Here is a 23,463-nt window from a genome sequence, read left to right as displayed (position 1 = left end):
TTAATAATAAACATTCAATCCTACCAGGGCAACATGATTAGCTCTGCCATTGTAGTCCACTTGATTTTTATATGTACTGTTCATCAGCCAGGTTTGAGAAAAACTTCCAAACAGCTCATACCTGATTTTATTCTGATCGAAAATATAACTTGCGTTAAAATTAAGACCAATTTTAGGCGTTGCATCATAAGCGAAGTCCGGCTGAGCGATTTTAGTTGCAAAGATATTCTCTTTTGTGCTTTGGTAAGGCTGATAATTGAATTCTTTTTCCAATGGAATATACAAGTTTTGTGAAAGACCGACAGCTAATTTATGGGAAGGTTTTAAAGCAAATTCTTTTTCCGCTCCCAAACGGTAATTGAAAAAGGAAAGTTTCCTGTCCATTACTACAGAAGCATCTTTCACGTGATTCTTTCCATAGGCTGCATCAAAAAGAATTTTAAATGCCTCATTTTTATGATTAAACCAAACCACACTATTCTTCCAGAAAAGATTCTTCTGCTCGAGACGGTAGGATCTGTACTCCAAAGGATAGTTGTAATTGGTATCCAGCTGATCCTGATAGGTCATCATGGAAGCCCATTTTTTACCATTATAATTTCCTAAAAAATTCAGGTAGAAACTGTGAAGATCCGTTTTCAGTCCGGAATATTTTGTATAGTCTTTATGCCAGTTAAAGCTGCCGTCCTGATATTCAAAAACTCTGTAAAAACGTTCAATCAGATTTTTATAATCGTATCCGGCAGAAAAATGGGTATTCTCATTATTAAAAGCATATTCACCACCCCAGATATAACCTCCTAATTTATATTCGGAAGTTTTATACTCGGTATTCCCGATATACTGATTACCATATCCTTCATTATAACGGATATAAATGCTGTCATTTGCAGGTACATTTCCTTTCATATTGACAAACATGATGTCATTTCCCTTGTAATGATGTACATAGCTCAGTTTTCCGAAAATGGCATGCTGCTTCCATTTCAGACCCAATTTTGCAAAAGCTTTATATTTGTAATCATCTACTTTCGGTCTTGGATCTGCATTCTGACGGTAAGATTTGGAATAACTTCCTTCTCCTCCCAACTGCAGGATTACAGGTTTTACAGGATTATAGGCAAACTGTCCATTGATAAAATAGTTTTGTTTCTGCCATCTTGCCGAACGTGGAACCCAATAATACGAAGGATTGTAAATAAAAGAAGAATTGGTAGTTCTTTCATCACTCAGAATATAGGGAACGTCTTCTTCGGTAGTTTTGTCTGCCCTAAGTCTTCCAGATAAGGCAATTTTATTATTCAGTTTATAAACTCCTTCAGACTGAAACGTAAAACTGCCTGTTTCTCCTGCAGTCTGTACTCTTTTAAAATTTTGTTTTACAGAAGAATACTGAAAAGTTGTCCGAGAAAAATCCAAAGGCTGGAAAAATGAAATATAGGGATCATTTATTCTAATATCTTTTTCTACAGAACTGATGTTAATACTATCTAAATGACTAGTCTGAGCATTGAAAAACTGGCTGCTTAATACGGCCAATCCCAACATTCCGTATTGAAAAACTTTAATTGTCTTATTTTTATTATTGCGCATATCCTCTAGGGTTTGCTTTAATCGTTACAAAATCATTGGCAGAATTATTTGTATCCTGCAATACCACGCGTCCACTTATAATTTCCTTCGTTTTACGTATGACAGAAAATCCGCTAAAAGTACCTTCAGCCTGCCCCTGTGAGTTGACAATAAAAGTTCTTGAAGCATCTATATCTGCAGGGAAATCTTTAGGTACTTTCTGCTCTTTATCTGTAATATCTATTCCGTCTATGATATAGTTTTTAGGAATTTGCAAAAACAGGGTTCCGGTAGGCGCTTTAGGAGCTGCTACTTTTTGCCAGCTTGCCACTTCTGCATCTGTTGCTCTCAGAATTCCCAATCCCAGCATAGAATTCACATTCAGGATTAAGTCATTAGAGGCAATACTCCAATAAGCAACCTGCATATCCGGCACCATAATATTCTGAATATCCCATGCAAAAGGCTTCTTACCAATACTTATATTATAATCTCCCATATACGTTTCAAAGTCAGCATGGCTCAGGTCAACAGTTCTGTCAGGTTCCTGTATCGCTATTCCTGTACCGTTAATATCATCGAAAGGCATTTTATGATTAATGGCTGTTTGAGCTACAATAATACTTTTCCCTGGTAAGATAGGATATTGACTACCGCTTCCAGGTATTTTGATAAGTATATTAGAGTATACATAATCTGTATTGGCTGATGCACCTCCTCCAGCAGTTTTGCTCCAGTCATACTGTCCGTTGGATAAAGTATAGGTCGTCACATTACTGTTCACATTTCCTTCCAGAAATACCAGGTATAAGCCGTCAGCATAAATAGTCTGATCTGAATTGTTGTGGATCTCAATAAACTGATCTCTGAAATTGGCTCCTAATTTATTATCAGAACCTGCATAATAATATTGTTTAATCACAAGATCACCAAGGTTTCCACTGGTAATTCTGATCAATTTCGAAGAAGTATTGGCATTGATGGTTACTTTTTCATCAAAACCTCCGAAGTGAACAATTTCATAACTTGTTTCCTCCCCTAGCTGCTGTTCATATTCACTCTGCTTTAGTTGAAGCTCAGCCTGAACACTGTAGCTTCCCGGCAGAACGGCATCTAATTTCAGTTCTCCGTTGGCATCTGTTTTTCCCACAATCTGATCTTCTGTTGCTGTATTTTTCAGAATAACGGTTACATTCGCTACTCCTTTATCTGCCACAGAAGGATATTTGGAAGCATCATATTTAATATTTATAGTAAACGGAACAGGCTTAATCTCGTTATTCCCTCCAAAGTCATCATCTCTGTTGCATCCAACAAGAGTAAGAACGGGAACTATTAACAATAGTATTAATCGTTTCATTATTTTTATTTTTAGTATTATTAAAATCTGTATGAAATATTTCCTCCGAACGAAGTAGAAGTAAAGTTGCCATAAACACTTCCTCTTTCATCATATGCTTTTAAATTGAAAACATTACTTACGTATATTGACAATCTGAAACCACTTAAGAAATCTTTTGTAACTCTTAAATGAACATTATGAAGTGTTTTGTTATATAGCCCTGAAAGTTTTTCTTCAGAAGGTTTCAGGAACAATCCCTGGTATTTTGGATTGGTACGTTCATTTTCAGGAATCATCTGCATTTCTCCATCATGTTTTATATATCCTATCGGATAAATGTCATTCATTCCTGTAAGTGATCTGTCTGAAAGAAAATGATCCGTTCTCAGGCCAATAATTAACCCTGATGAAGCCAGGTGATAATCAAAACTGAAACTCGCTCTGGCCATGGATCTTTTATTTTTAATATCATTATAAATCCCGTATTGGAAATCCTTATCCATGATCTCCGGCGCACTGATTTTGTAAAGCCCGTCGTCTTTCTGCCCAGAAGTTTCTACATAACTGGCATTGAAACCAATCACAAGATTAAGAGCTTCTATTTTTTTGAAGCTGGCCATCAGTTCCAATCCTTTATCTGAAGACTGGTATCCATTAATAATTCTGTTCTGGAGGTAATTAAATTTTTCAGTTCCTACCACTTCAAAAGTAGGCACGTTTGTTCCGGATATATTGACATCCACTTTGGCTTTATCCATAATCTTATGAACACTCAATGTGGTAAAACCATCAACCAACTTATTGTAATATGCCGTAAGGTTAACTATTGCGAAAGGAAATCTGTAATCAACTCCTATTTCCGTTTTCCAGCTTTTTGAAGGTTTAAGGCTTGCATTATCTCCTGGAGTCACTACTGTTTGCATAATCGCCGCTGAGTAATATCCAGGCAAACGATAATCCCCTAACAAAAAGTCAAAATATCTCGGTGATGTATAGAGCTGATTGAGTGAAGGTGCTTTAGATGTTAATCCAAACCCTCCTCTCACAGAAAATTTTCCCATCTGATAAGATGTGTTTACCCTTGGCGAATAGGTAGAATATGAATTCTGCAGATCATAACGAAGACCCAGATTTGTTTTAAAAATGTGTTTATTAGCAAAGACTTTGGTAATATTATCCTGAATATACAGTGCATATTGTTTACTGGAAAATACATTATCCCTGTAATTAAAATCTCTCATCCCATTGGACCCTTGCCCGGCTGCATTTATCGTAGTAAACTGACCTGCAGTTCCGTATCTTCCTTTTCCAAAGTTATCTCCATAGCGGAAGTTAGCACCCATACTATAGTTATGAGCCCATTTCGAAGAAGTTAATTTTATTCCGTTAATACTAAAATTGGTGTAAATATTAAGAGGTTTACCATCCGAAAATGCCTGATTCTCATAACTTGGTGGTGTATAAGGTGCATAATAAACACCATCTGTCGTAGAGTTTCCATACGGCCGGGCTCCCTGGTTCAGCCAATATCTGCGTTCTGTAAGCTGAGTTGCATAGCTTATCCCCATATCGACATTGATTGATTTGAAGAATGTTTTTTTACCATTCTGTGCAAAAAAATAGCTGATATTATTTCCTAATGAAAAGCTTTTGTTTTCGACATTGATAATCATTCCGTCAACATCATCCGGGTCTCTTTTTCCCTTGCTGCTATTGGTAGAAAATGAAGCAGAAAGCTTATTTCTAAAGCCATTTTTATTACTTGACCAAAGAAGATTGACATTTGTTCTGTCATACCCTACAAGACTGGTTCGGGGATCTGAAAGCGAATTCATATAATCAACGGAAGCATTCAGGGCATTGTTCTGATTAATTTTAAAACCTTTGGTAAGGCCAACCTGATAAGTTCCTTCTCTCAGAGAGGCATCCAATCGTAATGGTGATGCCTTCGCCGTTGTGGTAACTTTGATTAATCCGGAAGTTAAATCACCATATTTGGCATCTGGAACTCCTTGTATAACTTCAATACTTTCTATATTTTCTGTAGGAACTTCTCTTAAATCGACCCCATAGTTAGGCTGTCCGGGCATTAAATTTCCTCCTTTGGTAGAAGTATTAAAGCTTATTCCAAAAGGACCGCTGTTGGCAGAATCATAGCTCTGCATATTTTCGTTATTAGACAAGGCAATATCATTGACCATCAACTGTACTCCAAATGCCCTGTTTCCAAAATCATCACCTCCCGGAACTGTTCCGGAGCCTGTGATTGAAGGTCCACTGGCAGTTCTGAATACAATATTTTTAAATTGAGTATTGTCAAATTGCTGTACATATTGACCGGGTAATTGCTGCAATACGTCACCAATTGAAAATGACTGGAGGTTTTGAAGTGCTTCCTGTTGAATAACGATCTCAGAAAATTGTTTTTTTCTTGCTGTAAGCTGTACACCTTCGATTCGGATTTCTGATCTTTCACGAGATGAACTTTTAGGTGATAGAATCTGCAGATTCAGTTCCTCCCCTTCTTTTATTATAATGGTTTCTTCTCTATTATTGTCATTCAGAAAAGTGATCTGACATTTTCCTTTAAGAATCATAGAATTGCCATTTTTATGCAATTGTTTACATTCTTTCAAACCACCACTGACAAGTTCTCCCGTTTTGCGTTGTCCATTGTGAAAAATTTCTACTTTTTGGGCAGACAGGAATCCGCCTGCTGTTAGAAAAACAGCACCTGCTAATAACGATAATTTCACCCTTAAAATATTTAGACTGCAAAATTAATTATAATTATTCTAAATAAAAAGTAAGTTTTTGAAAATGTTTAAGTTATTTTAACTTAAAATAAAAAAATATATGCATTTAATTCTTCATATAAAGAATACAATAACAATACAACTTTAATATACTGCATTTATAGTGTATTAAAGTTGTTCTCTTTTATCATTATATATTTAGCTATGGCTTTTGAAAAACAGATTGAAAATTAAATGCATAGGAAGATGAACCTTTTTCCTGCAAATATTCCAAACGTTTTAATGCCTCGTCAATACTTGGATATTCATTATCTTTAATCCACCATAAAGCATAATAGGCCTTTCCATATTTTTGAAACCATTCTTTTCTTCTTCTTACAAAATCAACGTGAAATGTCTTATAGGTATAATATTCCAACGATTCTATATCTTTCCATACAGAGATATTGATAATAATTTTCTCATCATTAAGCGGATTAAAACTTGTAGCATTATTTTCATCGTCTTTCAGTCTCCAGATAAATCCATCGCTTTCCTCTGCCAATCGGTTTACTGAGTCCAAATGACTGACAAACTCATTCATTACCGGATCTTCTATGTTAGCTCCTATCATTCGGGCAACATTAATTTGTGCTAGCTGGTACATTTTTTTATTTCTTTTATTCTGATTAATATTGTGTAAAAATAGATCTTGTACTATTAGCATAAAATAACTATCAATTTAGATACTATAAAAAAGATGGAAAAAGAATGTAAGACCTTATACATCAATGTTGATCAAAAATCATATCCCTGTGCAGTAAGTTTTGTTATGGATTTCATTGGAGGAAGATGGAAAGCGGTTATTCTCTGTCACTTAAAAAATGGTGATAAAAGGTTTGGTGAACTAAAAAAAGAGCTTTCTTTTATTACTGAAACAACCTTAAGTATTCAGCTGAGACAATTGGAAAGAGATCAATTAATAACACGAACAGTATTTGGAACAAAGCCTCCCGTAAAAGTTGTATATAGTTTGTCAGATTTAGGATTATCATTTATTCCTTTGTTAAATCATATTAATGATTGGGGCAAAACCATTTTAGAAAGTAAAAAAAATACTTTAAAAGTTGATGTATAAAATCTGAATATCAGTCTAAATAAAAACCCCGCAGTAAATAAATTACTGCGGGGTTGATTTATAATTAAATGTTAGTGTTTACATTTATTATTTTACTTCTTCGAAGTCTGCATCCTGTACATCTTCAGCTCCGGCATTTCCACCTGCATTCTGAGCTCCTGCACCTGCATCAGCACCTGGCTGTTGACCCGCTGCATATAACTCTTCAGAAGCTGCCATCCATGCTGCATCTAACGCTTCAGTTTTAGCTTTTACGTCATCAACATTTTTAGCTTCGAAAGCTGTTTTTAATTCTGCATGAGCTGCCTCGATAGCTGCTTTTTTGTCAGCAGAAAGCTTTTCACCGAATTCTTTCAATTGCTTTTCAGTCTGGAAGATCAATCCGTCAGCTTTGTTGAAGATTTCAACTTCTTCTTTTCTCTTAGCATCCGCTGCAGAGTTTTCCTGAGCTTCTTTCTTCATTCTTTCGATTTCTTCGTCAGAAAGACCTGAAGAAGCCTGAATTTTGATAGACTGCTCTTTACCAGTTCCTTTATCTTTAGCAGATACACTTAGGATACCATTCGCATCAATATCGAAAGTTACTTCAATCTGAGGAACTCCTCTTGGTGCTGGTGGAATATCCTGAAGATCGAATCTACCGATTTCCTTATTATCGTTGAACATTGATCTTTCTCCCTGTCCTACTCTAATGCTTACAGCTGGCTGGTTGTCAGAAGCTGTAGAAAATACTTCAGATTTTTTAGTTGGGATCGTAGTGTTCGCCTCAATTAATTTAGTGAATACAGAACCCATTGTTTCAATACCTAAAGAAAGTGGAGTAACGTCAAGTAGTAATACGTCTTTTACATCACCTGTCAATACACCTCCCTGAATTGCTGCACCAATAGCTACAACCTCATCCGGGTTCACTCCTTTAGATGGTTTTTTACCGAAGAATTTTTCTACTTCTTCCTGGATGATCGGGATTCTTGTAGAACCACCTACCAAGATTACTTCATCAATATCAGAAGTTGATAAACCAGCATCTTTTAATGCTTTAGCAACAGGCTCCATAGATCTTCTTACAAGATCAGCAGATAATTGCTCGAATTTAGCTTTTGTTAAAGTCTTTACTAAGTGCTTAGGACCTGTAGCAGTAGCCGTGATATATGGTAAGTTGATTTCTGTCTGTGGAGAAGAAGATAATTCAATTTTAGCTTTTTCAGCAGCTTCTTTCAATCTTTGTAATGCAATCGCATCAGATTTCAATTCAACACCTTCTTCAGCTTTGAACTCATCAGCCATCCAGTTGATGATCACATCATCAAAGTCATCACCTCCTAAGTGAGTGTCACCGTTTGTAGATAATACTTCAAATACACCATCTCCTAAATCAAGGATAGAGATATCGAAAGTACCACCACCAAGGTCATATACTGCAATTTTCTGATCTTTATGGTTCTTATCAAGACCGTAAGCTAACGCTGCAGCTGTAGGTTCGTTGATAATTCTTTCTACTTTAAGACCAGCGATTTCACCAGCTTCTTTAGTAGCTTGTCTCTGTGCATCGTTGAAGTATGCAGGAACAGTGATTACCGCTCTTGTTACTTCCTGTCCAAGATAATCTTCAGCAGTTTTCTTCATTTTCTGAAGAGTCATTGCAGAAATTTCCTGTGGAGTATATTCTCTATCGTCGATTTTTACTTTTACGGTATCGTTTGGTCCAGCAACTACTTTATAAGGTACTCTTGTGATTTCAGAAGCATCATCTTTAAAGTGAGTTCCGATAAATCTTTTGATAGAGTAAACAGTTTTTGTTGGATTCGTTACAGCTTGTCTTTTTGCAGGATCACCTACTTTTCTTTCTCCGTCTTCTGTAAAAGCTACAATAGAAGGAGTAGTTCTCTTACCTTCTGCGTTAGGAATAACAACAGGGTCTTTACCCTCCATTACAGCAACACAAGAGTTGGTTGTTCCTAAGTCAATTCCAATTATTTTACTCATAATATTTTATATTTTTTCTATTTTTAATTTAATTTACACTCTCAATTTCTCAATATCTGTACCATTCGAAGAATTATGACAAAATGACACAATAAAAATAAAAACCCCGATAAAATCGAGGCTTTGTATCATTTAATATGGAAATATTTTCATTATTTTTTGATAAACTTCATAGATTTTACGAAGTCTTTGCCATTATAAGTTCTTACATAATAAACACCACTGGCAAAATCTTTCACATCAATTTTGTCTGTTTCATTTTTAATAAATGCTTTTTTCACAAGCCTTCCTTCAGCGTTGAAAATCTCTACTTCATTAATAGGTGCTAAAGGAGAAGCAATTGAAATATACTGTGTAGTAGGATTAGGGAAAAGATTGATAGAGTTTACTTTTTCCACATCATTTACAGATAAGAATGCACATGCATTGGAATTCAGAAGGCTCGCTCTTGGCCCCGCCATTGTATTGGTTTTGATTGTTTTTTGATCATTCGTAAAAAATGCCATTTCTGTATCTGTCACATAATCCATAAAATTCATGAACATGGCACCATTTGCAGTAGGATTACACATAAAGCCATTGTCAGGAAAAACATTGCCACCGTAATGAGCATCATTAATGGCAGGAGTATCTGCACAACCATCATCATTATCCGGTGTTCCACATGCACTTCCATCTTCTCCCCATGGGTGAAGCAATCCAAAATAATGTCCTATCTCATGCGTAGCAGTTCGTCCTCCATTATAAGGAGCCACAGCTGCTCCTGAAGTTCCGAAATATTTATAGCCAATAGCAAGTCCGTCCTCCGGGAAACCGGCAGCATCAGGTAGATAAGCCCAGCCAAGATAAGGATTAGGCATATTTCCTACCCAGATATTTAAATATTTAGTTGGATCCCAGGCTGTAAGTCCAGATGCCAGATAATACTGGTTGGCAAAATCAAAATTTGAAGCAACGGATTTTCTTTCTATACCTGTAGTAGCAACGCCTGTAGGCGTTTTTGTTGCCATACAAAATGTAAGTTCCATATCTGCAGCATAAGGCTTGAATGCATCAGGAACGACAGAACTGAAATCAGGATTTAATTTTCTGAAGTCATTATTCAAAATAGCAATCTGCGATGCAATCTGAGCTTCAGAAATATTCTGAGCAGCGCTACCGTAAAGAACATGCACTACAACCGGAATTGTAATCACAGTCTGACCGTTTTTAGCCATTGTACTGGCAGCGGCATTTTTACTGGTTAAATAATTTCGTAAATCTTCTTTTTTTGCCAGAGCCTGAGGGTTTCTTGCATAAAATTCCTTCATTTTCAAATCAGTGGCACATTCTCTCTGACCAAATGCATTAGCCATCAGAAAGCCGGCTGTCAATAGTAAAACTTTTTTCATCTAAATAGTATAAATAGTCCGCAAATATAACCATTCTCACAACAAGATTATGGAATAAATGAGTAATTTACAGTAAAATCATTATAACTCTAATTTTACTTAAACCAACTGATTACCAACAGACTTGTTATCAGCAAAACAATTTAATTCACTATCCTTTAAAAATTAATCAAAGTTTAACCTAAGAAATAGAGGAAGAATCTTTACGAATGATTATTTTTGATAAAATATACACATTTAGAATGTCAATACACTTTAATCCACGAGATATTACATGGCTTGCCTTTAATGAAAGAGTTTTGCAGGAGGCCATGGATGAAAAAGTTCCCTTACATTTAAGAATACGTTTTCTCGGAATTTTCTCCAACAATTTAGATGAATTTTTCAGAGTGCGTGTTGCCGGATTAAAGCGTGCCATGGATTTTAAGGAAAAAGTGATTGCTGAATCTTTCTACCAGCCGCCCTCCAAAATCCTTCAGAGAATCAATGAAGTGGTGATGAGACAGCAGTTGAATTTTGATAAAACCTGGAAAAAGATTCAGACTGAAATGGCTGATCATAAAGTTTTCATTAAAAATGCCAAAAACCTGACAGCAGGACAAAAAGAATTTGTCAGACAATACTTCGATGAAGTGGTAGAATCCAATGTGATCCCGATTCTTCTTCATGAAAATACTCCTATGCCTTATCTGAGAGACAAAAGTCTTTATCTGGGAGTGGCCATGAGAAAAAAAGATTGGCAATATTCCAGTAATTATGCCATTATTGAAATTCCTTCCCGTTTTGTGGGAAGATTCGTATTGCTGCCGACGGAAGATCCGGAAGAAAAAAATGTAATGTTACTGGAAGACGTGATTACGTTTAACCTTCCACACATTTTCTCTTATTTCGGATATGATGAATTTTCTGCCAATGCTTTTAAAGTAACAAAAGATGCCGAACTTGATCTGGATAATGATATCAGAACCAACTTCGCAGAAAAAATAGAAAAAGGACTCAAAAACAGAAGAAAAGGAAAGCCTACCCGTTTCGTTTTTGATAAAGATATGGATAAAGCACTACTAGAGCTCCTTATCAGAAAACTGAATTTAACGAAAAAAGACAGTATTATTCCGGGAGGAAAAATTCATAATTTCAAGCATTTTATGGACTTTCCAGATGTTTTTGAAACGTATGAAAGACCTGTGGAAAGAAGCTCGTTTACGCATCAGGCATTTGAACATGGTGAAAGAGTAACGGATGTTATTTTAAAAGAAGATGTGCTTCTTACCTTCCCTTATCATAAATACAACCCAGTGATTGATCTTCTTCGTGAAGCAGCAATGGATCCGGATGTAAAATCTATACAGATCACCGCTTACCGTATGGCAAGCAGCTCAAAAATCATCAACGCGCTCATCTATGCTGCCAGAAATGGTAAAGAAGTGACTGTAATGCTGGAACTTCAGGCAAGGTTTGATGAAGAATCCAATCTGAAATGGAAAGATATGCTGGAACCGGAAGGAATTACTGTTCTTGTGGGAATTCCCAACAAAAAAGTACATGCTAAACTGTGTGTTATCAAAAAGAGAGCCCATAATAAAACCATCCAATATGGATTTGTAAGTACCGGAAATTTTAATGAAAAAACAGCAAGAATATATGGTGATCATCTGCTCCTTACAGCCGACCGCGGTATCATGGCAGATATCAACAAAGTGTTCAATGTGCTGAAAAAACCGAAGGATGATTTTATTCCGATTTTGAAAACTTGTAAAAATTTATTAGTTTGCCCTCAATTTATGCGTGAAAAGATTGTTCACCATATTGATAAAGAAATCGAAGAAGCCAAAGCAGGCCGAAAAGCAGAGATCATCATCAAGGTAAATTCTATGAGCGACAGACTGTTGATAGAAAAACTATATGATGCAGCCAAAGCTGGTGTGGTAATCAGGCTTATCGTAAGAGGAATCTATTGTGCTGTAAACCAGAAAGAGTTTAAAGAAAAAATAAAAGCTATAAGTATTGTAGATGAATACCTGGAGCACACCAGAGTAATGTATTTCTACAATAAAGGAACAGAAGACATGTACATTTCTTCCGCTGACTGGATGACCAGAAACCTGGATTACAGGATTGAAGCTGCGGCTAAAATCACTGACAAGATCCTTAAGAAAGAATTAAAAGATATTCTTGACATTCAGCTTAGGGATAATGTAAAAGCCAGAATTCTTGATAAAAAACTCAGCAACGAGTATATAAGAAATGATAAAAAAGAATGCCGTTCACAAATAGAAACCTATAAATATTTAAAAGCTAAAACAAGCAAAAAATGAAGATAGCAGCGATAGACATAGGGAGTAATGCAGCCCGCCTTCTTATCAATGAGGTTAAGATTAATAACAGAAAACCTGAATTCATCAAACTCAACCTTCTCAGAATTCCTCTGAGACTGGGAATGGATGTTTTTACCATCGGAAAAATAGGTCCCGAAAGAGAAAAAATGGTTATTGATTCCATGAAAATCTTCAGTGACCTGATGAAAATATACAAAGTAGATCATTACAGAGCCTGTGCTACCAGTGCGATGCGTGATGCTGCCAATGGTAATGAAATTATTGACATCGTAAAGGAAACATCAGGAATCAACATCGAAATTATTTCCGGTGATGAAGAAGCCACGCTGGTCTATGAAAATCATGTTGCAGAAGGTCTTGACAAAGAATTCGCTTACTTATACATCGACGTTGGTGGAGGTTCTACAGAACTTACTTTCTACGAAAACGGGAAAATGGTTTACGAAAAATCGTTTAATATCGGAACAATCCGTCTTCTCAACAACCTGGTTACGATGGATAACTGGAAAGAGATGAAGGACGAAATCAAGAAAAATATCGTCAGTAAAAAACCAATTGTAGCCATTGGATCAGGAGGAAATATCAATAAAGTATTCTCCATGAGCAAAACCAAAGACGGAAAACCAATGTCTTTGTCCCACCTGAAAAAGGTATATAAAGAATTCAATGAGCTTTCTGTACAAGAAAGAATGACCAATTACAACCTTAGAGAAGACCGTGCCGATGTCTTGGTACATGCTCTGAGCATTTTCAATAATGTAATGTCCTGGTCTGATATCAACAGGATCTTTGTTCCTAAAATATCTGTTGCAGATGGATTAATCCATAATATTTACAGTCAGTTACAGCACAAAAAGTAACAGCAAATAACGATATTGTAAAGCCAGCCATTGAGCTGGCTTTTTATTTTGGTATCCATTTCCCGCAATGTCATTGCGAGGAGCGAAGCAAAGCAATCTCTATATTCTCTTTCTGTTATTAAGTTTTGGCTAAAGCCAATAGATGAATCTTTTAATATCAGATGGGTTAAAACCCACCCCTATTGAATTTTAATGACAACATCTTTTATCTTTTATCTTTTATCTTTTATCTTTTATCTTTTATCTTTTATCTTTTATCTTTTATCTTTTATCTTTTAATAAAATTTTTCTGAATTTTTAAAGTAAAACCTCATCCCCATCCGTCACACTATTATCAATAGCAAAGTAATGAACCCAATCAAAATAATTATTACAGGGGCTACAGGGATGGTAGGCGAAGGCGTTTTAATGGAATGTCTTGAGAATCCTCATGTTTCTGAAATTCTCAGCATAAGCAGAAAATCTTCCGGAAAATCACACCCCAAACTGAAAGAATATCTTGTTCCGGACTTTTTATCCGTAGACATTCATGATGAAAAACTGAAAGGTTATGATGCCTGTTTTTTCTGTGCAGGAATCAGCAGCATAGGAATGAATGAAGAAGATTACACCAAAATCACTTACGATACAACCCTGCATTTTGCAAAAGCTGTTTTGAACCAAAATCCGGACATGGTTTTCAACTATGTTTCAGGGGCAAGCACTGACAGCACAGAGAGTGGAAAAATGATGTGGGCAAGGGTAAAAGGCAGAACCGAAAATGATTTGAAAAAGATGAATTTCAAAGGTGCTTACAATTTCCGTCCCGGATTTATGAAACCAGTTGAGGGTCAATTGAATGTAAAATGGTTTTTTAAACCTTTTATTTGGATTTTTCCTATTTTTTTCCAATCAAAATCATTAACTTTACAGGAAGTGGGTAGAGCAATGATCAATGTGACACAAAAATGGTACCCTACATCTACTTTAGAAATTAGAGATATTAAAAATTTAGCGATATGAGAGACATGTTAAGAAGAATTGTTCTGGTTATTTTTGTACTCTTGCTTGTGACTGCTGTTTCAGGATATTTTTATATGCAGAAACATCCATTGGAAGGGAATAAATCAGGAACAATTTTAAATTTTTCAGGGAAATCAGGGAAATAATTTCATCCTACAAATCTCTCACTTGAACATTATTCTATCTTTTATCGGAAACAAACCTATTTTTTAAACATTTCTTAAAATTCCATTAAAATAGTTGCGAAACATAAAGTTCATTTTTGCATTTAACTAATTAAAGTAAAAATGATCAACAACTACCTATTAAAAGGGTCTGTGATTGCCGCATTCTTTTTTCAGAGCGGGCTTTTCGGGCAGACACTGATTCATTACTGGAACTTTAACAATAATACATCTGCTGCCACCATCACTACACCATCTTCTACCATGGTGAATGGTTCTCTTACGCCAATAGCAGGAGGTACAAGTGTAATAGATTTTGCTGGTGGTACCGGACAGAATTTTAGTGATGAAAACTTAAATGCAAGAAATGGAGATGCATCCGGAACTCATTTAAGGTTCAATAATCCAATTGGAGGAGGATTACAGTTTAATCTGCCAACCACAGGATACAACAATGTCATTGTTAAGTTTACCACCAGAAGATCAGGACAGGGAGCCGGAACTCAGACATGGTCTTATTCAACAGACGGAACTAATTTTGTGCAGCTTCAGACTGTAACTCCACAGGATGCCAACCCTCAGCTCGTTACTCTTGATTTTTCTGCCATACAGGGAGCTAATAACAATCCCAATTTTAAATTAAAGGTTGAATTCTCAGTAACAGGAGGCGGAACCGGTGGCAACAACCGTTTCGATAATTTCACGGTAGATGCGACTCCTGCCGGAGGTGCGGACACCACTCCACCAACTGTTACCTATCTTCCTGCTCATAATACCAATAACGCTTCTACAACTGCAAATCCTACATTGACTTTTAATGAAAATGTGAGATTAACAGATAATTCTGCGATCAATAATTCTAACGCTCAAAATCTTATAGAGCTTCGTCTTGGAAATGCTGCAGGAATACCAATTCCTTTTACGACAACTTTCAGCAACAATACTATCACCGTGATCCCAACTTCAGGATTGGTACCGGGACAAACTTATTATGTTGCACTTAAACCCAATACAGTAGAAGATTTCAGTGATAATGGGGTTACTGCCGTTACATCCAGCACTTTCACAACAGCAGGAACAACAATTTCTCTGGAAAAAAACTTCATTAAGGTCAATGAAAATGCAGGAAACCTTGCATTCAAAATCAATGTCACGAATCCTTCCACATCTACCGTAAATCTTGTTGTAAAACAGGCGCCATTCAGTACAGCTGATGCCAATGATTTTACTTTAGCCAATCATACTATTAATATCACTCCATCTACAACGAGTTATACCGTTAACATTCCGATTATTGATGACACAGTGGCAGAACAACAGGCGAAATATTTTGTGGTAAGCCTAGAAAATCCTACCGGAGCTACTATTTCAGGGGATAATTCTGCAACGGTTTATATTGTTGATAATGATAAACCGGCGCCGGTTCCTTCTCATCAGATCCAACTGAATTATCTTGGAAGTTTTGATCCTTCAGGAAATAATAACAGTTCTACGGAAATTGTAGTTCATGATGCATCAACACAACGTTTATTCACAATAAGTTCCATTACAGATGTTTTTGACATTATTGATTTCAGTAATCCAGCCATTCCATCAGTCGTAAAAACAGTCAATATGGCTCCTTATGGCGGTATCACAAGTATTGCTGTAAAAAATGGAATCATCGCAGCCGCTTCTCCGAATACTGATCCTCAGCAAAACGGTTCTGTAGTATTTTTCGATATTAACGGAAACTTCCTGAAGCAGCTTACTGTAGGAGCTTTACCGGATATGATTACCTTCTCCCCTGATGGAACAAAAGTTGTTACAGCGAATGAAGGAGAACCTAATGATGCTTATACTGTAGATCCTGAAGGAACAATCAGCATCATTGACATTTCTGGCGGTATCGGAAATCTTATGCAAAGTAATGTAACCACTCTCAATTTCAACAGTTTTGATTCTCAACTTGCTGCATTAACCGCTACAGGTTTAAGAAAGGTAAGAACCAATAATACTCTTTCTCAGGATCTGGAGCCTGAATATGTTACCATCAGTTCTGACAGTCAGAAAGCATGGGTAACGCTTCAGGAAAATAATGCTGTCGCTGAAATTAATCTGGCAACCAAAACCATCACAGGAATCTGGGGATTAGGTAAAAAAGATATGAGCCTGCCAGGTAATGGTTTTGATGCTTCGGACAATAATGGAGAGGTTTTAATTGCCAATTGGCCTGTAAAAGCCTACTATGTTCCGGATGCTGTACAGAATTATAAGGTAGGAAATACCCATTATATTGTAACCGCCAATGAAGGAGATGAAAAAGACCTTTCAGGATACAGTGAAAGAACTACTGTAGGGGCAAACAGCTATATTTTAGATCCTGTGCTTTTCCCTAATTCAAGTATTTTAAAGGCTTCGTATAATCTGGGAAGATTCAGGGTTTCATCTGCTACTGGAAATACAGACGGAGATGCAGAGTTTGAAGAAATGGCAGCTTTAGGAGCGCGTTCATTCTCTATTTTCAATACGGATACCAAACAGATCGTGTACGACAGTGGAGATCAGTTTGAAAGATATATTGCAGCCTATCAGCCGTTAATTTTCAATGCAGATAATGAATCCAATGCTGTTAAAAACAGAAGTCGTGCAAAAGGTCCAGAACCGGAAGGTGTGGCATTAGGAAATATCAACGGACAGACCTATGCTTTTATCACATTAGAAAGAACAGGAGGAGTTATGGTGTATAATATCACAGACCCTAACAATCCTACTTTCACTGATTATAAACATTCCCGCTCTACTTCAGCTTACGGAGGTGACAATGGCCCTGAAGGAATTATCTATATTGCTCCTGAAAATACAACAACCAACAAAGGGTATGTAATTATTGCCAACGAGATCAGTGGAACTTTATCTATGTATGAAGTAGCAATGCCATCTACTCTGGGAACTGGTGAAACTAAAGCGGAACCGGCAACCTTTAATATCTTCCCAAATCCTGTCAACAAAGGAAATACACTTTATTTTAACAGAAAACAGGATTACGAATTATATGATATGTCCGGAAAATTAATTGGAAAAGAAAAGAATGCCTTAACCATAAGCACATCCAATCTTTCTACAGGTGTTTATATTGTAAAAACTTCAGAAGGACAGATCAAAAGAGTTATTGTAAAGTAAACATAAATTACAGTATACATTCTATTTAGTTAGAGCTTCGGATTTTTCCGAAGCTTTTTTGTTATTGAGAAATTCATTAGTTTTAAACTTTTTTATAACACAATGGAAAATCAATTAGAAAATATTATTCAACAAGTATGGCATAAAGAAAAACGAAATCTTTTTACCTTTCTTACTGGTGCCGGAATCTCATCCGACAGCGGCATTCCCACTTATCGTGGAATAGATGGAATCTGGGTAAAAGGAACTCAGTTTCATAAACCTGAAGAATTTGGGACTTTACGTTATTTCAGACAACATCCGGAAGAAGTCCTGCAATATTCTCTTTTCAGAAAAAAGATGTTTGAAAATGCATCTCCCAATCAAAGTCATTTTGATCTTGCTGACATTGAAACTCAACTTCAGGACAGATTTCATCTCATTACCCAGAATATTGACAATCTTCATCGCCGTTCCGGAAACCAAAGAATTTATGAAATTCATGGAAATAACAGAGAAATTAAATGTTCAAACGGATGCAAAGAAATTCTGTTGCTTCCTACGGAAATAAAGGGTAAGAATTTGGATGAAGATCTTACTGATCATGATAAAGAACTTCTAACATGCGCTCAGTGCGGACATTGGATGCGTCCTAATATTTTGTGGTTTGACGAATATTATGATGAAAAAACCAACAAAAAATTTAGCGCTTTGAAAATCGCCAAAAATAGTGGTGTCTTGTTTATTGTTGGAACTTCCGGTGCCACCAGCCTACCGATTGCCATTGCGGAAACAGCAATAAAATATGGAGCATTTATCATAGACATCAATACGGAAGATAATAATTTTACAGATCTGATCAGAAATAAAAAAAATGCTTTAATCATCCGGGAAAAATCAACTGAAGTATTGAAAGTGATAAAAAAGATCATTGAAAAAATGGCATCATAAAAACTCATTATTTAAGATGATTTAACTTTTGAAATGCCTGAAAAAATCATTTTATTTCTATATTTACTCTCAACAAAACCAAATTCATAATGAAAAATATTAAGACAGCAGGAATTCTGGCTCTCCTGTTAATGGGAACAGGTACTGCCTTTTCACAATCCAGAAAAACAGAATCTACAAAAGGGGTAGAGAAAACAGATAATGATAAAACCATACAGGTAGAAGGTGTAGGTCATAAACTCAATTATACACTCAACGGAGGAGTTGCTGAGGTGGAAGGCGGTGATAACACGGTAATGATCAAAGGAAGTGCAAAAAAGATCGCTGTTTCCGGAACCGGCAATAAAGTATACATTGATAAAGTAGACAAAGTAACTATAGAAGGCGGTGGCAATGTAGTCTACTACAGGACTGCCGGAACAAAATCAGGAAAACCCGATGTTTCTCTTACCGGAGTGGGAAATAAAGTTGTAAAACAATAAGGACAATTCTCACAGATTTCAAAGTCTGTAAAGAGCATATTCAAACAAAAAAGACAGACCTCAATGAGGTCTGTCTTTTTAAAAATATCTCAGATATAATTTTACTCTACGTTGATTACCTTTTCGATTTCCGGCGCATGTTGTTTGATGGTATTTTCAACTCCTAGTTTCAGGGTTGAGAAATTCAACGAACATCCGGAACAGTTACCCAAAAGTTTCACAAACACCTGATTATCTTTCACATCAATAAGCTCAATATCACCACCGTCTTTATTCAAAAACGGTCTGATGCTTTCCAGAGCTTCCATTACTCTTGTTACTGTATCTTCGTGCGTTATGTTTGTTTCCATATTTTTCAGTTCAATTTGGTACTTTCAAATGTATTGAAAGTTATTATTATTTTGCTTTTGGTGAGCATCCTGCCATTGTTGAAATCTTCACAGCTTCAGTAGGAGGAAGACTTTTGTTTCTTTCCACTAAGCTTTCTACCATTTTTCTGGCTGTCTCTGTGTAGATATCTGCAATTTTAGATCCTTCCTGAAGCGCAGCTGGTCTTCCTACATCTCCTGCTTCTCTGATACTTTGGATCAATGGAATTTCTCCTAATACAGGAATTCCAAGATCTTCAGCTAAATATTGTGCTCCCTGGTTTCCAAAGATATAATATTTATTTTCAGGAAGCTCTTCCGGTGTAAAATACGCCATATTTTCTATCAATCCAAGAACAGGAATATTGATACTTTCCATCTGGAACATGGCAATACCTTTTCTTACGTCTGCCAGTGCAACATGCTGAGGTGTACTTACAATCACCGCACCTGTTACCGGTACTTCCTGGATAATTGACAAGTGAATGTCACCTGTTCCCGGAGGAAGATCTATAAGTAAGAAATCCAATTCTCCCCATGCAGCATCTCTGATCATCTGGTTTAATGCTTTTGAAGCCATTGGCCCTCTCCACACTACCGCCTGATTAGCTCCAGAGAAATATCCGATTGAAAGCATTTTTACTCCATAGTTCTCGATAGGTTTCATAAGATTCTTACCATTCACTTCTACAGAAATTGGCTTTTGCCCCTCTGTATCAAACATGGTAGGAACTGAAGGACCATAGATATCAGCATCTAATAATCCTACTTTAAAGCCCATTTTAGCTAAAGTTACTGCCATATTTGCAGAAACTGTAGATTTCCCTACCCCTCCTTTACCAGAAGCAATAGCGATAATATTTTGAATTCCCGGAATTTGTTTTCCTTTGATCTGACTTTGCTGAATTTCACTAGGCTCCGGAGAAACGATTTTAAGTTTTAAATGAACGTTTTCTCCAAACTCACTGGCAAAAGCCTGTTTCATAGCAGCCTCCAGTTTTTTCTTTTCGTGCATTGCAGGCGAATGAGCAGTCATGTCAATATAAACATCATCACCCATAATCTGAAGATTATTCACCAAATCGTCTACTTCTATTTCTTTAAGGAAATCCTGAACCTTTTCTTTCGTCAACATATAAATATAAATTGTTTACAAATTTACGCATTTTTCACCTATTTAGAATAAGTAAACACAATCATAGATAAATTCTTTTGTAAACACAGACCTTCAGCCCTTTATATATCGGCAATTATTACCTGAAATAGGTTACTAATGGAATATTTTTGTTCCAGAATTCACTGGATTTTAACAGCCAGGAGGTAGAGAAGAAAAACAATGATGTGGTTTCAAAAATAAGGGTAGAATAAGTTAGAAATTTATTCGCTGAAGCCGAATCATCTCCTAAAAGAGCAATGAGTCCAATACAGGCAAGACTGATGAGTATTCCCCAGCCGCAGAATTTATAATACAGGTTTCTACGGTTTTTCTTAAGCGCTTCTGCTGCAGAAACAGGTTCACCATCCTGTTCTTTATCACTTTTCTGAAAAAAATAGAGACAAAAAACAGCAAAAGACACGAAAAGCAGTCCTGCACTGATATAGTGTACCCAGCTGAACCATTCCTGGTAATTCACTTTATCTATAGTAATGTAAATATTTCCTCCATATCCAGTAAATTTTGTCGGAAATACAGCGACCAACACCGCCATTACTCCGGCAAAATTTGAAAGCATATTTTCATATTTATCTTTTCCCCTATAGGTAGCGAATAATCCACCCAGAATACATAATGTTCCTACGAAAATTATATGTCCGAAACTGTAGTAATAATGACTGATACTTACTTTGAGCGGATGCTCATCATTCAGGAAATAGGTGGTCATAAAAAGAAGGAATGAAAGAAGAAATCCAAGTAATCCGATAAACATTCTTAGCTGGTAATAGGAGATCAGTACTCCGTTATTATCATCCTGAGCAGGTTTTTTAAAGTTAGTTTCCATGAGGTTCGTTTTTGAGGTTATAGTTGTTGAGAAACTGAGTTATAATGAAATCGTTATTTTATCAATAATTTTCACATTTTTGTCCGGATCCAGCTTGAAATTGTCTTTGATAAATTTCTTCGGATCTTCGGTAAGCATCTCTTTTTGTAATTGAGAAGCGTGTTTCTTTTTTAATAAATTCATCCACTGGTATGTTTTTTTTATGGCAACTACATAGATCACAATTTCTTTATCTGTTATTTTAAACTTCAGAAAGTTTTTATTTCCTGTATTTATTTTCCCGGATGAAATTTCGGTGACATATAATTTAAAAAAATGATATCCGAAAAGAATATACCATCCAAAAAGTATGGATTGCAAAAGAGCAGAAATAATCAGCTGAGAAATAAAATAATCACACCCGGCCGGAATTTTAAAGAAGCTTTTTATTTCATTAATATGAATAAAAGACAAATGGCTGTCCTGTAAAAAAGTAAATCCATACGTCGGAAGTTTCATGAATACAAACCATTGAACAGCAAACGATAATAAAAATAAAAATCCCCGCAGAATTTTGCTCGTCCATTTTTCCTTCTCGGAACATTCTGTATTGGTGACTTTGGTGATGGTAAAATGAAAGATCACAGGAATTAACAATAAAATCAACCCTTTCAAAATAGAATCTGAGTAGCAATGGGTATACGTAACGATTAATGAAAGTAAAAACAGCAATACGGTAAATTCATAATTGATGATAAAGAAAATAAGATTCCAGAATGTTTTTTTACCGGATTTTTCTTTAGACGGATATCTGCCATCCAGTTGATAGGTGAGCTCTGTAGTCGTTGTGTTTTGCAGGATCGGAAGAGTGATTGTATCTTTTAAAAAATCGGTAATATGCCCGAAAGCACCACCACCGCCTGAAGTAATATAATGTTTGATCTCTTTATCATAGCCTTTCTCATTTTTATCCAGTTTATAATGTGAATAATGATGAATATCTCCTGTAAGCACTACGTCAAAAATAATTTCTGACTTTATATTGCTTGCCTCCAGTTTTCTGACAGCTTCTTTCATTGTTCGGATAATATATTCCAGACTATCCATACGTTGTCTTCTCTTGTGTCTGTCTTTTATCTGATAATTGTACCAATAAGGTTCTGCAATGAGCAAAATAACATGATTGGTATCATTTCCTTTTGATATTTTTTCGACATATTCAGTAAAAAAAGTCATTTGAGGAATATCAATATCTCCCAGCAACTGATTGTCAATACCCATTAAGTGAACATTCTCCCTTAGTGAATAAGCAAAATAACTTCGGTTCTGTACCGTTCTGTAATCACTGATTTTGCTTCTCTGGCACATCAGCCTGAAAAAAGCACTTAAACCATCGTACCAGTCATGATTTCCCGGTGTAGCAATGAGTATTGGACCTGCCTCTTTTGTATCAGGAGCAACAAGTCTTAAAGGTCCTTTGAAGCGGTCTCTGTAATTGGTTTCAGAGCCTACGGGATACACCAGATCACCTCCTACAACCAAAACAGATCCCCTTTTCAGTTTGATTTCAACCTCATCTTCAACCTCTCTGTTGAATTCATTTTTAAAAGAATAGATATAACTTTCTCTTGTCAGATGATAAAAAACAGAGGTAGTAGCATCAAAGCCATCGCCCGTGTCTGCAATGAAATCAAACCAGAATTCATCTTCCGATTCGTCACAGTTACTTTCTAACAGCTCTCTGCCGGTATCTTTCCCCAAAGCAGTCTGCATTTCTCTTTTATCAATGATAGAAAGGATATCTGCAGAAAGAGAAACCATTCTGAAACTATTCATCAGCCCGGTAAAATCAAACCATTTGACAGGTTTTTGAGGAATAAAGTAATAGGGATATTTCTCATCAATATCTTTAAATATTTTCACTTTTTTAGCAGAGTAGAAACTGTCTTTAAAGTAAAATATCAGAAACGTAACTGCAGCGAGCAGCAGAAGATAATAAAATAGTGTTTCCATCAT

Annotated in this window: 18 protein-coding genes; 8 read left to right on the top strand and 10 right to left on the bottom strand. The window is 36.1% G+C overall.

Annotated features, from left to right (window positions below; genetic code table 11):
• The 4 genes from ACLMCG_RS08320 to ACLMCG_RS08305 form a co-directional block, all read right to left on the bottom strand.
• On the bottom strand, window positions 1-1,593 hold the full coding sequence (locus tag ACLMCG_RS08320) for a DUF6850 family outer membrane beta-barrel protein (protein WP_413961055.1): 1,593 nt from the start codon (window positions 1,591-1,593) through the stop codon (window positions 1-3).
• Window positions 1,583-2,932: a DUF4876 domain-containing protein gene (locus ACLMCG_RS08315; protein ID WP_413961056.1), complete on the bottom strand. Its 1,350-nt coding sequence runs from the start codon at window positions 2,930-2,932 to the stop codon at window positions 1,583-1,585. The genes ACLMCG_RS08320 and ACLMCG_RS08315 overlap by 11 nt, the downstream gene beginning before the upstream one ends.
• A gap of 20 nt (window positions 2,933-2,952) precedes the next feature.
• Window positions 2,953-5,670 (bottom strand): TonB-dependent receptor plug domain-containing protein, encoded by a 2,718-nt coding sequence (locus ACLMCG_RS08310; RefSeq protein ID WP_413961057.1) that lies wholly within the window; start codon window positions 5,668-5,670, stop codon window positions 2,953-2,955.
• Between the two features lie 202 nt (window positions 5,671-5,872).
• Window positions 5,873-6,316 carry a DUF3291 domain-containing protein gene (locus tag ACLMCG_RS08305; RefSeq protein ID WP_413961058.1) on the bottom strand — a complete coding sequence of 148 codons (444 nt, stop codon included), beginning with the start codon at window positions 6,314-6,316 and terminating at the stop codon, window positions 5,873-5,875.
• 93 nt (window positions 6,317-6,409) lie between these two features.
• On the opposite strand from ACLMCG_RS08305, the gene ACLMCG_RS08300 reads away from it, so the two are divergent.
• Window positions 6,410-6,787 carry a winged helix-turn-helix transcriptional regulator gene (locus ACLMCG_RS08300; protein WP_413961059.1) on the top strand — a complete coding sequence of 126 codons (378 nt, stop codon included), beginning with the start codon at window positions 6,410-6,412 and terminating at the stop codon, window positions 6,785-6,787.
• Between the two features lie 87 nt (window positions 6,788-6,874).
• On the opposite strand, the gene dnaK is transcribed toward ACLMCG_RS08300, so the two are convergent.
• Entirely contained in the window at window positions 6,875-8,773 is a 1,899-nt protein-coding gene (gene dnaK, locus ACLMCG_RS08295; protein ID WP_047378697.1) for a molecular chaperone DnaK, read from the bottom strand.
• 152 nt (window positions 8,774-8,925) lie between these two features.
• On the bottom strand, window positions 8,926-10,164 hold the full coding sequence (locus ACLMCG_RS08290; RefSeq protein ID WP_413961060.1) for a T9SS type A sorting domain-containing protein: 1,239 nt from the start codon (window positions 10,162-10,164) through the stop codon (window positions 8,926-8,928).
• A 242-nt stretch (window positions 10,165-10,406) separates the two neighbouring features.
• Here ACLMCG_RS08290 and ppk1 point away from each other — a divergent pair, with 242 nt between their 5' ends.
• From ppk1 to ACLMCG_RS08255, 7 genes are all read left to right on the top strand, one after another.
• Window positions 10,407-12,479: a polyphosphate kinase 1 gene (gene ppk1 / locus ACLMCG_RS08285; protein ID WP_413961061.1), complete on the top strand. Its 2,073-nt coding sequence runs from the start codon at window positions 10,407-10,409 to the stop codon at window positions 12,477-12,479.
• On the top strand, window positions 12,476-13,360 hold the full coding sequence (locus tag ACLMCG_RS08280) for an exopolyphosphatase (protein ID WP_223599169.1): 885 nt from the start codon (window positions 12,476-12,478) through the stop codon (window positions 13,358-13,360). The genes ppk1 and ACLMCG_RS08280 overlap by 4 nt, the downstream gene beginning before the upstream one ends.
• 348 nt (window positions 13,361-13,708) lie before the next feature.
• Window positions 13,709-14,362, top strand: coding sequence for an NAD-dependent epimerase/dehydratase family protein (locus tag ACLMCG_RS08275; protein ID WP_413961062.1), 654 nt, complete (start codon window positions 13,709-13,711; stop codon window positions 14,360-14,362).
• Window positions 14,359-14,508, top strand: a complete 150-nt coding sequence (locus tag ACLMCG_RS08270; protein WP_167510664.1) for a hypothetical protein — start codon at window positions 14,359-14,361, stop codon at window positions 14,506-14,508. Before ACLMCG_RS08275 ends, ACLMCG_RS08270 begins: the two co-directional genes overlap by 4 nt.
• Before the next feature lie 141 nt (window positions 14,509-14,649).
• Window positions 14,650-17,688: a choice-of-anchor I family protein gene (locus ACLMCG_RS08265; RefSeq protein ID WP_413961063.1), complete on the top strand. Its 3,039-nt coding sequence runs from the start codon at window positions 14,650-14,652 to the stop codon at window positions 17,686-17,688.
• Between the two features lie 102 nt (window positions 17,689-17,790).
• The gene (locus ACLMCG_RS08260; RefSeq protein ID WP_413961064.1) at window positions 17,791-18,618 is read left to right on the top strand and encodes an SIR2 family NAD-dependent protein deacylase; all 828 of its coding nucleotides are present in this window, start codon (window positions 17,791-17,793) and stop codon (window positions 18,616-18,618) included.
• Window positions 18,619-18,707: 89 nt separating this feature from the next.
• On the top strand, window positions 18,708-19,100 hold the full coding sequence (locus ACLMCG_RS08255) for a DUF3060 domain-containing protein (RefSeq protein ID WP_223599166.1): 393 nt from the start codon (window positions 18,708-18,710) through the stop codon (window positions 19,098-19,100).
• A 101-nt stretch (window positions 19,101-19,201) separates the two neighbouring features.
• Here ACLMCG_RS08255 and ACLMCG_RS08250 read toward each other — a convergent pair whose 3' ends face one another.
• From ACLMCG_RS08250 to ACLMCG_RS08235, 4 genes are all read right to left on the bottom strand, one after another.
• Complete coding sequence (locus tag ACLMCG_RS08250) at window positions 19,202-19,450, bottom strand: NifU family protein (RefSeq protein ID WP_002977212.1); 249 nt, start codon at window positions 19,448-19,450, stop codon at window positions 19,202-19,204.
• A gap of 46 nt (window positions 19,451-19,496) precedes the next feature.
• Window positions 19,497-20,603 (bottom strand): Mrp/NBP35 family ATP-binding protein, encoded by a 1,107-nt coding sequence (locus ACLMCG_RS08245; protein ID WP_047378704.1) that lies wholly within the window; start codon window positions 20,601-20,603, stop codon window positions 19,497-19,499.
• Between the two features lie 118 nt (window positions 20,604-20,721).
• Window positions 20,722-21,468, bottom strand: a complete 747-nt coding sequence (locus ACLMCG_RS08240; protein WP_413961065.1) for a hypothetical protein — start codon at window positions 21,466-21,468, stop codon at window positions 20,722-20,724.
• 39 nt (window positions 21,469-21,507) lie between these two features.
• Entirely contained in the window at window positions 21,508-23,463 is a 1,956-nt protein-coding gene (locus ACLMCG_RS08235) for a metallophosphoesterase family protein (protein WP_413961066.1), read from the bottom strand.

Origin of the sequence: Chryseobacterium sp. S90 (assembly GCF_047444895.1) — a bacterium.
Lineage (GTDB): Bacteria > Bacteroidota > Bacteroidia > Flavobacteriales > Weeksellaceae > Chryseobacterium.
The sequence above is the reverse complement of the archived record's forward strand: the minus strand, read 5'-3'. Positions and strand labels throughout refer to the sequence as shown.

What these genes read in the sequence shown, in the direction of transcription:
- ACLMCG_RS08320 (WP_413961055.1), bottom strand. Translation starts at nt 1,593, where the DNA reads ATGCGCAATAATAAAAATAAGACAATTAAAGTTTTTCAATACGGAATG.
- ACLMCG_RS08315 (WP_413961056.1), bottom strand. Translation starts at nt 2,932, where the DNA reads ATGAAACGATTAATACTATTGTTAATAGTTCCCGTTCTTACTCTTGTT.
- ACLMCG_RS08305 (WP_413961058.1), bottom strand. Translation starts at nt 6,316, where the DNA reads ATGTACCAGCTAGCACAAATTAATGTTGCCCGAATGATAGGAGCTAAC.
- ACLMCG_RS08300 (WP_413961059.1), top strand. Translation starts at nt 6,410, where the DNA reads ATGGAAAAAGAATGTAAGACCTTATACATCAATGTTGATCAAAAATCA.
- dnaK (WP_047378697.1), bottom strand. Translation starts at nt 8,773, where the DNA reads ATGAGTAAAATAATTGGAATTGACTTAGGAACAACCAACTCTTGTGTT.
- ACLMCG_RS08290 (WP_413961060.1), bottom strand. Translation starts at nt 10,164, where the DNA reads ATGAAAAAAGTTTTACTATTGACAGCCGGCTTTCTGATGGCTAATGCA.
- ppk1 (WP_413961061.1), top strand. Translation starts at nt 10,407, where the DNA reads ATGTCAATACACTTTAATCCACGAGATATTACATGGCTTGCCTTTAAT.
- ACLMCG_RS08280 (WP_223599169.1), top strand. Translation starts at nt 12,476, where the DNA reads ATGAAGATAGCAGCGATAGACATAGGGAGTAATGCAGCCCGCCTTCTT.
- ACLMCG_RS08275 (WP_413961062.1), top strand. Translation starts at nt 13,709, where the DNA reads ATGAACCCAATCAAAATAATTATTACAGGGGCTACAGGGATGGTAGGC.
- ACLMCG_RS08270 (WP_167510664.1), top strand. Translation starts at nt 14,359, where the DNA reads ATGAGAGACATGTTAAGAAGAATTGTTCTGGTTATTTTTGTACTCTTG.
- ACLMCG_RS08265 (WP_413961063.1), top strand. Translation starts at nt 14,650, where the DNA reads ATGATCAACAACTACCTATTAAAAGGGTCTGTGATTGCCGCATTCTTT.
- ACLMCG_RS08260 (WP_413961064.1), top strand. Translation starts at nt 17,791, where the DNA reads ATGGAAAATCAATTAGAAAATATTATTCAACAAGTATGGCATAAAGAA.
- ACLMCG_RS08255 (WP_223599166.1), top strand. Translation starts at nt 18,708, where the DNA reads ATGAAAAATATTAAGACAGCAGGAATTCTGGCTCTCCTGTTAATGGGA.
- ACLMCG_RS08250 (WP_002977212.1), bottom strand. Translation starts at nt 19,450, where the DNA reads ATGGAAACAAACATAACGCACGAAGATACAGTAACAAGAGTAATGGAA.
- ACLMCG_RS08245 (WP_047378704.1), bottom strand. Translation starts at nt 20,603, where the DNA reads ATGTTGACGAAAGAAAAGGTTCAGGATTTCCTTAAAGAAATAGAAGTA.
- ACLMCG_RS08240 (WP_413961065.1), bottom strand. Translation starts at nt 21,468, where the DNA reads ATGGAAACTAACTTTAAAAAACCTGCTCAGGATGATAATAACGGAGTA.
- ACLMCG_RS08235 (WP_413961066.1), bottom strand. Translation starts at nt 23,463, where the DNA reads ATGATGGAAACACTATTTTATTATCTTCTGCTGCTCGCTGCAGTTACG.